The 11,308-nt window shown below is 72.3% G+C and carries 10 protein-coding genes and 1 other RNA gene; 4 read left to right on the forward strand and 7 right to left on the reverse strand.

Going from position 1 to position 11,308, the window contains the following annotated elements:
• From HMPREF3099_RS12445 to HMPREF3099_RS08115, 5 genes are all read right to left on the reverse strand, one after another.
• On the reverse strand, positions 1 to 243 hold a 243-nt coding region (locus HMPREF3099_RS12445; protein WP_141762077.1), incomplete at its 3' end, for a hypothetical protein.
• Positions 244 to 269: 26 nt separating this feature from the next.
• Positions 270 to 1,610, reverse strand: coding sequence for a glutamine synthetase family protein (locus HMPREF3099_RS08100; protein WP_070705505.1), 1,341 nt, complete (start codon positions 1,608 to 1,610; stop codon positions 270 to 272).
• 107 nt (positions 1,611 to 1,717) lie between these two features.
• Positions 1,718 to 4,921, reverse strand: a complete 3,204-nt coding sequence (locus HMPREF3099_RS08105; RefSeq protein ID WP_070705506.1) for an immune inhibitor A domain-containing protein — start codon at positions 4,919 to 4,921, stop codon at positions 1,718 to 1,720.
• A gap of 129 nt (positions 4,922 to 5,050) precedes the next feature.
• Entirely contained in the window at positions 5,051 to 6,442 is a 1,392-nt protein-coding gene (locus HMPREF3099_RS08110; RefSeq protein WP_083323628.1) for a M20/M25/M40 family metallo-hydrolase, read from the reverse strand.
• 2 nt (positions 6,443 to 6,444) lie between these two features.
• Positions 6,445 to 6,663: a methionine aminopeptidase gene (locus HMPREF3099_RS08115; protein ID WP_070705507.1), complete on the reverse strand. Its 219-nt coding sequence runs from the start codon at positions 6,661 to 6,663 to the stop codon at positions 6,445 to 6,447.
• Between the two features lie 57 nt (positions 6,664 to 6,720).
• Between HMPREF3099_RS08115 and HMPREF3099_RS08120 the strand changes: the two genes are divergently transcribed.
• The 4 genes from HMPREF3099_RS08120 to rnpB all read left to right on the forward strand — a co-directional run bounded on the left by HMPREF3099_RS08120 (position 6,721) and on the right by rnpB (position 8,963).
• Positions 6,721 to 6,924: a hypothetical protein gene (locus HMPREF3099_RS08120; RefSeq protein ID WP_070705508.1), complete on the forward strand. Its 204-nt coding sequence runs from the start codon at positions 6,721 to 6,723 to the stop codon at positions 6,922 to 6,924.
• 10 nt (positions 6,925 to 6,934) lie between these two features.
• Positions 6,935 to 7,795 (forward strand): type I methionyl aminopeptidase, encoded by an 861-nt coding sequence (gene map / locus HMPREF3099_RS08125; RefSeq protein WP_070705509.1) that lies wholly within the window; start codon positions 6,935 to 6,937, stop codon positions 7,793 to 7,795.
• On the forward strand, positions 7,792 to 8,565 hold the full coding sequence (gene ppgK / locus HMPREF3099_RS08130) for a polyphosphate--glucose phosphotransferase (protein ID WP_070705510.1): 774 nt from the start codon (positions 7,792 to 7,794) through the stop codon (positions 8,563 to 8,565). Before map ends, ppgK begins: the two co-directional genes overlap by 4 nt.
• A 25-nt stretch (positions 8,566 to 8,590) precedes the next feature.
• Positions 8,591 to 8,963: RNase P RNA component class A (gene rnpB / locus HMPREF3099_RS08135), an RNA gene on the forward strand.
• Between the two features lie 56 nt (positions 8,964 to 9,019).
• Here the strand turns inward: rnpB and HMPREF3099_RS08140 are convergent.
• Both HMPREF3099_RS08140 and HMPREF3099_RS08145 read right to left on the reverse strand, forming a co-directional pair.
• On the reverse strand, positions 9,020 to 10,471 hold the full coding sequence (locus tag HMPREF3099_RS08140) for an RNB domain-containing ribonuclease (RefSeq protein ID WP_070705511.1): 1,452 nt from the start codon (positions 10,469 to 10,471) through the stop codon (positions 9,020 to 9,022).
• A gap of 21 nt (positions 10,472 to 10,492) precedes the next feature.
• On the reverse strand, positions 10,493 to 11,308 hold an 816-nt coding region (locus tag HMPREF3099_RS08145; protein ID WP_141762078.1), incomplete at its 5' end, for a histidine phosphatase family protein.

Raw genomic sequence — 11,308 nt, forward strand, 5'->3', positions numbered from 1 at the left:
CTCGGCGTCGGGGCCGGCCGCGTCCATGCGCCCGACCCACGCCCGGCGCTGCTCAGGACCGGCCGCCTCGGCGATGCGGACCGCTGCCAGGACCGCCCGGTCCGGATCCGCTGCCCGCCCCAGGGCCCGCGCCAGCCCCACCTGGTGCTCCCAGTCGTCCCGGCCGAGCAGGCGTGAGAGGTCGTCGAGGCACCCGGCGGCGCGCCGCCCCTCGGTGAACCCCTCGCGGAGCAGCCAGGCCACCCCGCCCGGTCGGGAACCCCGCGGGTTCACAGCTGCTTGAGGTAGTTCTGGACCTCGTAGGGCGTCACCTGCGCCCGGTAGGCCTTCCACTCCTCACGCTTGTTGCGCAGGAAGAAGTCGAAGACGTGCTCGCCGAGCGTCTCGGCCACGAGCTCCGACTGCTCCATCGCCGAGATGGCCTCGCTGAGCGAGCCCGGCAGCGGCTCGATCCCCAGCGCACGCCGCTCCCGGTCGGTGAGGCCCCACACGTCGTCCTCGGCCTCGGTGGGCAGCTCGTACTCCTCCTCGATGCCCTTGAGACCGGCGGCCAGGACCACGGCGTAGGCGAGGTAGGGGTTGCAGGCCGAGTCCAGCGAGCGCAGCTCCACCCGGCTCGACTGGCCCTTGGTGGGCTTGTACATGGGGATGCGCACCATGGCGCTGCGGTTGTTGTGGCCCCAGCACACGTGGGCCGGCGCCTCTCCCCCGCCCCAGAGCCGCTTGTAGGAGTTGACCCACTGGTTGGTGACCGCGCTGATCTCGCGGGCGTGGTGCAGCAGGCCGGCCACGAAGCGCCGCCCGGTGATGGACAGCTGGTACTCCGCTCCTGGCTCGTGGAAGGCGTTGCGGTCGCCCTCGAAGAGCGAGAGGTGGGTGTGCATGCCGCTGCCCGGGTGACCGGCCAGGGGCTTGGGCATGAACGAGGCCACCGCCCCCTGGGCCAGGGCCACCTCCCGCACCACCGTGCGGAAGGTCATGATGTTGTCCGCCGTCGACAGGGCGTCGGCGTAGCGCAGGTCGATCTCGTTCTGGCCGGGCGCGCCCTCGTGGTGGGAGAACTCCACCGGGATGCCCATGCTCTCGAGCATGTCGATGGCGGCGCGGCGGAAGTCGTGGCCGTCACCCTGGGCGAGGTGGTCGAAGTAGCCCGCGTCGTCGAGGGGCACCGGGTGGCCACCGGCGTCGAGCTCCCGCTCGAAGAGGAAGAACTCGATCTCCGGGTGGGTGTAGAAGGTGAAGCCCATGTCGTCGGCCCGTTGGAGGGCCCGGCGCAGGACGTGGCGCGAGTCCGCCGGGCTCGGGGTGCCGTCCGGCAGGGTGATGTCGCAGAACATCCGGCCGATGCCGGGCTCCTGGCTGTCCTTCCAGGACACCACCTGGAAGGTGGAGGCGTCCGGCATGGCCAGGGTGTCGGCCTCGTAGACGCGCGCGAAGCCCTCGATGGCGCTGCCGTCGAACCCGATGCCCTCGGTGAAGGCGTTCTCGAGCTCGGCCGGGGCCACGCCGACGGACTTCAGGCGGCCCAGCACGTCGGTGAACCAGAGGCGCATGAAGCGGATGTCCCGCTCCTCGATGGTGCGGAGGACGAACTCCTGCTGACGATCCATGCGTCCATCCAACCACCGGGCAGCCCCTCACACCGAAGGGCCCCGCAGCACTGCCGCGGGGCCCTCCGGAGGCGCGGCCGGTCACGGGTGCGACCGGCCGGCCGTCATCACCTCACCCAACCGGTCAGGAGCTCGTTGAGCTGGTCCTCGACGGTCTGCGCCACGGCGGCGGTGCCACCGATGATCGCCACGTCCTGCGGGGACACGGCGTCCAGCGCCGCCTTCGACAGAGCCGGCAGGCGGTCGAGGCGGGTCAGCACCAGCGGCAGGTGCTGCACACCCGCGTAGGCGCCACCGGTCAGTGCGTCGGGAAAGTCGGCGCCGCTGGCGACCAGGGCCCGGTTCGGGTCCTTGTCGAACTGTGCGGCCACGGCCGCCGAGGTGCCGTAGCGGTCGGAACCGGCCAGGCGCTCGGTACCGCCCAGCTCGGCGTACACGGCATCGGACACCGCGGCCGGGCCACCCAGCACCACGACCCTCTTCGGGTTGAGCGCGGCCACGGCCTCCTTGGTCACGGCGTCGGCCTTGTCCGGGCGGGTCAGGAGGACGGGGGCGTCCTGGGCACCGGCCAGCGCACCACCGGTCAGCGCGTCGGCGAAGGCCCGGTCCTCACCGGAGGCCACGTAGAGCGTGTCCACGTTGTTGCCGAACATCGTCGCCACGTTGGCGCTCGTCTCGTAGCGGTCCGTGCCGGCCACGCGGGCGACGTCCAGGCCCTCGGCCTCGAGCTCGCCGGCGACCTTGGCGGAGACCGCGGCCTCGCCACCGAGGATGACGACCTTGGACGCGCCGAGGTCCTCGATGGCCTTCAGGGTGTCGGCCGGGATCCGGTCGGTGCGCGTGAGCAGCACCGGGGCGTCCTGGCCGTCCTGCGCGGGCAGGGAGCGCGGCGCGACCCCGTTGGCGGCAGCCGGGGCACCGGACAGGGCGTCGGCGAAGCCCGTGCCCGAGGCCAGGTAGACGGTGTCGGCGGCATCGAACTGACGGGCCACCTCGGCGGCCGTGGCGTAGCGGTCCTTGCCGGCCCAGCGGTCGACCGTGGCGTCCGGCGTGGCCGTCTGGCACTGGTCGGCGGCGCCGAAGCAGACCTGCATGGTGTCGCCCTCGGTGCCGATGACCTCGGCACGCACCTTGGAACCCGGCAGCTTCACCGAGTTCTGCGGGTTGGCCGACGAGTAGTACGCGTTGGCGCCGGAGTCGAAGAACACCGGCACACCCGGGCGCGACGGGATGGTGGTGGCCTGGCCGTCGTGGTGCAGGGTCACCGCGTCGGTGCGCTCCAGGCCGAAGGTGGCGTCGAAGGACTGCGTCTTCTGGCGCATCAGGCCGCCGCCGTTCCACGCCAGCGGCTGCGGGTTGGCGTCCACCGGCAGGGCCTGGCCGCCGCCCGGGTGCTCACCGGTGTTGTTGTCCAGGTAGGGGTCGTTGGAGTACCAGACGAGCATGCCGTTCTGGTAGGGGTAGCGCTCCACCCAGTTGGGACGGGCCTCGCCGAAGCCGAAGTTGTACGGGCCGGTGCGCAGGGTGTCGTCGTAGGAGCCGTACTGGCGGTTCTCCATGAGGAAGGCGTGCTCCGCATCGCGGGTGACCGTGCCGTCGATGACGGTGAAGCCCTTGAGCTCCCACGTGCTGGCACCCTCGGCACCGTCCACCTCGGCCACCCCGTCGACGGTGGTGGTCACGTTGTCGAGGAACGCACCGTTCTCGTTGAGGCCACCGTCGTTCTGGGCGCGGAAGCGGACGTCGATCTGCTTGCCGGCGTAGGAGGACAGGTCGTAGTTCAGGTCCACCCAGCCGTCGGAGAAACCGGTCTGCTCGTCGAGCTTTGTCCAGGTGGCGCCACCGTCGGTGGAGACCTCGAAGTACAGGTAATCGTAGTCCTGCTCGATGAAGGCCTCGAGCTTGGCCGAGACGCTGGCCGACTTCGCCCCCGAGAGGTCCAGGTGCTTGGTCATGGACGAGTTGAGGTTGTCCTCGGCGCCACCCCAGAACTCCTTCGAGCCCTCGAAGGGGGTGTTGTACTCCTCGGTGATCTTCTGCGTGGGCAGCGGCACCACCACGGCCTGCGGGTTCTTGGTGGAGGCGAAGGCCGGGCCCAGGGTCTTGGTGACGTTCTCGCCCGGCTTCACGACCTGGTAGTCGAGCCAGCCCAGCTGTAGCTTCTCCTTGGGGCCCATGAAGCCCGCGGAGTCGCCGATGGCCTTGCCGTCGTTCAGCCAGGACCCGGCCGACATGAGCGACCAGTAGGCCACACCGTTGTCGCCGCCGCTGGTGTCGTAGTAGTCGGGCAGGCCGAGGTCGTGGGAGAACTCGTGCACGAACACGCCCACGCCACCGTTCTCCGGCTCGGTGGTGTAGTCACCGATCCACAGGCCGGTGTCACCGATCGGCACACCACCAGCGAGGTTGCCCTCCGGGCCCTTCTTGCCCGCGTCGGTCGGGAAGGCGTACCAGCGGTGGGCCCAGATGGCGTCCTCGCCCTGGGCACCGCCACCGGCGGACTCGTCCTCGCCGGCGTGGACGGCCTGGAAGTGGTCGATGTAGCCGTCGGGCTCGTTGAAGTCGCCGTCACCGTCGTAGTCGTAGCGGTCCCACTTGTCGAACTCCGCCAGCTCGGCGGCGATCTGCTCGGAGGTCTTGCCCTGGGCCACCTGCGCGTCGTACCAGGCCTGGGCGGAGTCGCGGATGTAGCTCCAGTAGCCCTCGGCCTCCACCATCGGGTCGTCGCTGTTGGCGCCGTACCGCGCCTCGTTGTAGGGCAGCTTCACCCAGTCGTAGACCTTCGCGTCCACGTCGAAACGGCCCGAGGACTGCTTGCGGAAGAAGTCGCGGAAGGAGTTCTCCTCGCCCAGCATGAGCTCCTCGTAGTACGAGGTGTTGAAGTCCTTGCGCCAGACGGTGGAGTTGTCCTGGGAGCGGTCCGGCTCGGGGATCTGGTTGTGCAGCGGGCCGGGAGTGCCGCCCTTGGCCGGGTCGGTCTTGTCACCGAACTCCGTGAGGAAGGTGAGGACGTTCTCCTGACGCTCCACGTCGTACTGCACGTACTGGGCGTCCTTGCCCGTGCCCAGCTGGATGGAACGGCTGCCGTTGCGGGTGACCACCTTGGCCTCGCCGCGCATGAGCTGGTTGACGGCCTTCTTCTGCAGGGCGCGCTGCTTGTCGCCCAGCGGGTGGGAGAAGTCGTCCTGACGGTGCTCCTGCGAGCGGGCGTCGTCCTGGGACGGGACGGCGGAGACCTGCGCGAAGGGGACGGTCGCGGTGGCGAAGGCCACCAGAGCGGCGCCCGAGAGACGCGTGGTGCGTGCGAACACTGTTCCTCCAGAGGGGTGTGCATGTGGTGAGGGTCACCACCCCCCCTGATCGTGCGCGCCAACGGCCCGGAAGTCATCCCCAGGGTGGTCACGACTCGGACACGATCTGCCACGCGGGACGGAGGCCCGTCAGCCGCAGCGCTCCACCACCAGGTGCACGTACGCCCGGGCGCACCGCACGAGGGCCTCCTTGTCGACCCACTCGTCCACCGAGTGCGCTTGGCGGATGTCCCCCGGCCCGTACTGGAGGGTCGGGATGCCGGCCGCGGCGTACTGCCGCAGGTCCGAGCCGTAGGGCACGCCGATGCGGTCGGGCCGCTCGTACCCGGCGCGCTCCACGGCATCGGCCACCTGAGCGCCGAGCTCGTGGCCGCTGGGCATCTCACCGGGGGCGAACACCCCACCGGGCCAGGTCACCCGGGCCGGGTGCTCGGCGAGGAAGTCGTCGGCGGCACAGGCCTCGGCCACGCACTGCTCGAAGGCGGCCCGGGCCTCCTGCGGGGTCTCGTCGGTGCGGACACCGAATCGACCCTCCACCACGAGGTCGTCGAGCACGGTGGAGGCCCACTCCCCTCCCCGGACGATGCCGATGCTCAGGGGCCACGGGTCGTCGACGGTGTCGAAGGGGACGGGGCGATCCTCGCGACGCTGCTCCTGCAGGCGCTCGAGCGCATCGACCACGGTGCGCAGGCCCAGCAGCGCGTTGTGGCCCTCACGTGCCATGGCGCCGTGCGCGGCCCGGCCGGAGAGCCGGAGGCTGAAGGTCAGCGACCCGGCGTTGGCGGTGACGAGGTGACCGGCGGTGGGCTCGGCGATGACGCACGCCTCCCCGGTGTGCCCGCGACGCAGGGTGGCGAACGCCCCGGAGCCGCCGTCCTCCTCACCGCTCACGAGGTGCACGGCGAGCGCCCGGCGGAAGGGGAAGCCGACCGACTGCAGCGCGCGCACGGCTGCGAGGACCGCCGCCACCCCGCCCTTCATGTCGGTGACGCCGCGGCCGCGAAACCACACGCCGTGCTCGTCCTCGCCGCGGACCAGGGTCCACGGGTCGTGCTCGGACCAGAGCTCGGCGTCGGTGGCGGGCACCACGTCGGTGTGGCCGCACAGGATGAGGGCAGGGTCCCCCTCGGCGGGGCCGAAGCGGCCGACCACGCCGCGCAGGTCCGTGCGCTCGACCTCCTGGCCGGGCCAGTCCTCCAGGCGGGCGAGGTCGGCGACGGACTCGTCCCACTCGTCGACGCTGCCCCCCATGCGCCGCAGGGTCTCGGCGCCCCAGCGCTGCACGCGGACCTCCTCGGGGGATCCGCCGGTGCTGGGGATGGAGACCAGGGCCGAGAGGTCAGCCACGAGGCGCAGGTCGTCGAGCGCGTCGGTGGCCCTCTCGGCCCAGCGGGCGGCCTCGGCCCCGAGTTCACCGGCCTCGCCCGAGGTGGGCAGGGCGTCGGTCCACGGGTACTCCGGCCCGCTGGGCAGCGGACCGGTGTGCTCCTGGGTGCGGGTGCGCTCGGGGTCGGGCAGCACGATCAGCCGTTCAGGGGGTTGTTGTCCCAGTTGGCGCCACCGGCCTCGTCGGCCTCGGCGGCGTCCTGGGCGTCCCACTTCTCGGTGTTGGCCCGGGCGGTGGCCAGCGCGTTGCGGGCCTCCTCCTCGGTGGCGTAGGGGCCCATCACGTCGGCGTTGCGGGAGCGGTTGTCGTCGTCCCGCTCCACCTGGCCGGTGGTGATGTTGTAATAGAAGCTCATCGCTGCCTCCTGGGGGTGTGGGGAACTGCGGTTCACCCCAGCCTATGCAGCCGCGGCGTGAATGCCAGCCCGCCGGGTCGACCTGGTCCCCCGGCGGGCGGCGTCGAGCGGGGGCCGCTGGCGTTCCAGGGGGCCACGTTCTCCTCCGCCTCCCTGCTGTTCCTGCCGACGCTCCTGGTGACCACTGCCAGCGGCATCGCGTGGGGTCTGGCCACCCCAGCCGGGCCGCCACGCACCGAGGACCGCACCCCGCTCTCCTAGACTGCGCGCCATGCCTGTCGCACCACCCCTGTCCCCCGGCCACGTCTCCCCCCGCCGCGAGGTGCCCGCCTCCATCGCGCGCCCCGAGTACGTGGACAAGCCGGCCCCGGCCCCGTTCACCGGCTCGGAGGTCAAGGACGCCGAGACCATCGAGCGGATGCGGGTGGCCTGCCGCATCGCCGCCCAGGCCCGTGAGGCCGTGGGCGCGGCCGTAGCGCCGGGCGTCACCACCGACGAGCTCGACCGCATCGGCCACGAGTTCCTGCTCGACCACGGCGCCTACCCCTCCACGCTCGGCTACCGCGGCTACCCCAAGTCGCTGTGCAGTTCGGTCAACGAGGTGATCTGCCACGGCATCCCCGACGACCGGGAGCTGCAGGACGGCGACATCGTCAACATCGACATCACCGCCTTCATCGGCGGCGTGCACGGCGACACCAACGCCACTTTCCTGTGCGGGGACGTGGACGAGGAGTCCCGCCTGCTCGTGGAGCGCACGCAGGAGGCGACGATGCGGGGCATCCGTGCCGCGAAGCCCGGACGCGAGCTCAACGTCATCGGCCGCGTCATCGAGATGTACGCCAGCCGCTTCGGCTACGGCGTGGTGCGCGACTACACCGGCCACGGCATCGGCACGCACTTCCACAGCGGGCTCATCGTCCCCCACTACGACGCCGCGCCGTCCTACGCCGACGTCATCCAGCCCGGCATGACCTTCACCGTGGAGCCCATGCTCAACCTGGGCACCCACGAGTGGTCGATGTGGGCCGACGACTGGACCGTGGTGACCAAGGACCTCTCCCGCTCGGCGCAGTTCGAGCACACGATCCTCATCACCGAGGACGGGCCGGAGGTGCTGACCACCGCATGAGCCCCACCACGCACCCCCTGGGCATCGACGTCGGCGGCACCGGCATCAAGGGTGCCCCGGTGGACCTCGGGGTCGGCGCCTTCGCCGCCGAGCGCCAGCGGGTCGCCACCCCGGAGACCTCCACCCCGCAGGCCGTCGCCGAGGTGATCGGTGGGATCTGCAGCACCTTCGCCCGGCAGACGAAGGGCCAGCCCGTGGGCGTCACCGTGCCGGCCGTGGTGAGCCGCGGCGTGGTGCGTACCGCGGCCAACATCGACACCAGCTGGATCGGCACCGACGCCGACGCCCTGTTCTCCGAGGTGCTCGAGCGCGACGTGCACGTGCTCAACGACGCCGATGCCGCCGGCCTGGCCGAGGCGCACTACGGCGCCGCCCGGGGCACCAAGGGCCTGGTGCTGGTCACCACCCTGGGCACCGGCATCGGTAGCGCTCTCGTTGCCGACGGGCGGTTGCTGCCCAACTCCGAGCTGGGCCACCTGGAGGTCGACGGCGTGGAAGCCGAGTCGGTGGCCGCCAACTCCGCCCGCGAGGCCGAGGACCTCTCCTGGGAGGAGTGGGCCGAACGCCTGCAGCGCTACTACTCCACGCTGGAGAACCTCCTCTGGCCCGAGCTCATCGTGGTCGGTGGCGGGGTGAGCAAGAAGGCCGAGAAGTTCCTGCCGCTGCTGCACCTGCGCGCCCCCATCGTGCCCGCGCAGCTGCGCAACGACGCCGGGATCATCGGGGCCGCCCTGGCCGCGCAGCAGATGCAGGAGTCCGCCCGGCGCTGAGCCGCGTACACTTCCGCACTCGAGACGAGTCGGCCGGACGGTCGCGTCGGGCTTACGGGCCCGCCGAGGAAAGTCCGGGCTCCACAGGGAACGGTGGTGGCCAACAGCCACCCGGGGTGACCCGCGGGACAGTGCCACAGAGAACAGACCGCCCGTGCGTGCACGGGTCAGGGTGAAACGGTGGTGTAAGAGACCACCAGCACGCCGGGTGACCGGCGTGGCTCGGCAAACCCCACCGGGAGCAAGGTCAGACAGCGCGTGATCGAGGGCGTCCCGTCCGAGCGCGCGGGTGGACCGCTGGAGGTGGCTGGCAACAGTCACCCGAGATGGATGACCGTCCCCCGGGGCCGAGTGATCGGCCCCGGGGACAGGACCCGGCTTACAGGCCGGCTCGTCTCCCCTCCCCTCGGTGCGGCGCCGGGCCCCGTGACCGGACCGGGCGCCGCTTGCCCGCTCAGACGCGCTCGACCGTGATGCGGTGCGCGGCCACGTCGGCCTCGGTGAGGCGCACGCGCACCTCGTCGCCCGGCTCGGCAGTCCCCCGGGCGCGTGCGACGACCGCCGGGTCCGCGAGCTGCACGGTGAAGGCCTTCTCGGAGACCTCCACGGCGATGCCGTCGAACTCCTGGCCGACCCGCGGCGCGAGCACGGCCGCCTCGACCGCGTCCACGCACTCCCGCTCCACCGACCGGGCACGGCTGTCGGCGGCCTCCATGACCTCCGGCAGCCGGGGCAGCGCCTCGCGCACCCACACCGGCACCTCGTCGCCGGCCGACAGCGCCGCGCACAGCTCGAGGACGAAGCGGTCCACCAGGCGGCGCAGCGGGGCGGTGGCGTGGGCGTAGGGCGCCGCGATGGCGGCCTGCGTGGTGAGCTCGGGCAGCTCGCCGTCGAAGGCCGTGTACCCGGCCCCGCGGAAGAGGGTGGTGGCCTCGTGGACGAGGAACAGGTGCGTGCCGTCCGAGGTGTCCAGCGAGCGCAGGAAGTCGCCGTAGCGCGCGTCGTCGGCCCACTCGACCCCCAGAGCACGGGCCTGTCGGCGCAGGGTGCGCACGTCCTCCTCGGCGGGCTCGGGCATGGTGCGCAGGATGCCCACCTCGGCCCCGAGCATGAGCTCGGCGGCGGCCATGCCCGTCATGAGCGAGACCTGCGCGTTCCAGTCCTCCACCGGCAGCAGCGGGCGGAATCGGGTGGTGAAGCCGTCGGCGGTCACCTCCACCTCCTGCTCGGGCATCGGCAGCGTGGCCCCACCGCGGGCCTTCTCCTGCTCGATGCGGAGCAGTCCCACCTCCTTGAGCAGCGCCAGGGTCTCCTCGGCCTCACCGGAGTCGATGAGTTCCTGGGCCTCGGCGTAGGCGTAGCGGCGTCGCGAGCGCACGACGGCGCGTCCCACGGTCGCCTCCGTGAGGGCGCCGTCGGCGTCCAGGTGCAGCTCCCACAGGAAGGCGGGCCGGTCCTGCTCGGGCAGCAGCGAGGCGGCGCCCTCGGAGAGCACCGGCGGGTGCAGCGGCGCCCGCTCGTCGGGGCAGTAGACGGTGAGCCCGCGCTCCCACGCCTCGGCGGCGATCGCCCCGTCGGGCGCTACGAAGGCCGGAACGTCGGCGATGGCGTAGTGCACGAGGAAGCCCTCCCCCTCGCGCTGGACGTGCACGGCCTGGTCGAGGTCCATGGAGCCCTCGGGGTCCAGGGTCACCAGCTCGATGCCCCGTTCGTCGCGTCCCGGCAGGTGGTCCTCCCCCACCACCCGCTCGGCCTCGGCCACCACCTCGGCCGGGAACTCCACCTCCACGCCCTGCTCGGCGCGGATGGCGGCGAAGGCCTTGCGCAGCTCGGCGGTGGTGCCGGTGTCCGGGGCCGCCTGCTCGGCGTCGGCGGGGCGGCGGAGGGTCAGGTGGGGGTGTGCCATGCCGGTCACCCTAGCCACGGGTCAGCGCACCGGCAGGCCCTCGAGGTGGTGCCGCACGTTGAGTCCGCTCAGCTCGGCGAAGCCGGTGGGCACCTCGGCGCCCACGAACTCCAGGGTGTGGAAGGCCGCCGGGTGCTGCCCCAGGGCCCAGGAGCGCGGGTAGGCCACGCCCAGCACCGCCTCCAGCACGGTCATGACGGCGATGCGGTGGGCGGCCACCACCACCGTGTGCAGCTCGTCGTCCACGGCCTGGCGGGCAATGTCGCGCAGGCCCTCCACGACGCGCTCGGCGACCTCGTGGTGGGTCTCGCCACCGGGCACCGGGCAGGCCGGGTCCTGCGCGAAGGCCCGGGCGGTGCCGGCGCCGTCGCGGTCGACCTCGCTCCAGGTGCGGCCGTCCCAGTCGCCGAAGGCCTGCTCGTCGAAGCGCGCATCGGTGGCGGCCTCGAGCCGCAGCGCGTCGGCCACCGCGCGACCGGTCTGCTGGGCCCGGCGCAGGCTGGAGGTCACCACACGCACGCGCCCCTCGGCGGCGGGGGCGGCGAGCAGCTCGCCGACCGCGTCACCGGCCCGGGCGGCCTGCTGCTCCCCGAGCGGCGACAGGGGCGGGTTGCTGCCGCCGCGCCCGTCGATGCGGTAGGTCTCGGTGAACTCGGTCACACCATGACGCAGCAGCACGAGCTGCCACCGGTGCCCACGCCGCGCCCCGGCATCGCGCACGGAGGCCCCGGCGGAGGTGGGGCGGGACTCCTCCACGGCCTCGGGCGGCTCGGGGGCGTGCGTCTCGTCCGGCACCTCGACGTCCTGCCCGGCGTCCCCGGCCGCGTCGACCGCCCG

It is taken from the genome of Kytococcus sp. HMSC28H12, assembly GCF_001816045.1.
GTDB lineage: Bacteria > Actinomycetota > Actinomycetes > Actinomycetales > Dermatophilaceae > Kytococcus > Kytococcus schroeteri.

Excerpts from the sequence above, each read along its gene's own strand:
- HMPREF3099_RS08140 (WP_070705511.1), bottom strand. The coding sequence starts at position 10,471 with ATGGCACACCCCCACCTGACCCTCCGCCGCCCCGCCGACGCCGAGCAG.
- map (WP_070705509.1), top strand. The coding sequence starts at position 6,935 with ATGCCTGTCGCACCACCCCTGTCCCCCGGCCACGTCTCCCCCCGCCGC.
- HMPREF3099_RS08115 (WP_070705507.1), bottom strand. The coding sequence starts at position 6,663 with ATGAGCTTCTATTACAACATCACCACCGGCCAGGTGGAGCGGGACGAC.
- HMPREF3099_RS08100 (WP_070705505.1), bottom strand. The coding sequence starts at position 1,610 with ATGGATCGTCAGCAGGAGTTCGTCCTCCGCACCATCGAGGAGCGGGAC.
- ppgK (WP_070705510.1), top strand. The coding sequence starts at position 7,792 with ATGAGCCCCACCACGCACCCCCTGGGCATCGACGTCGGCGGCACCGGC.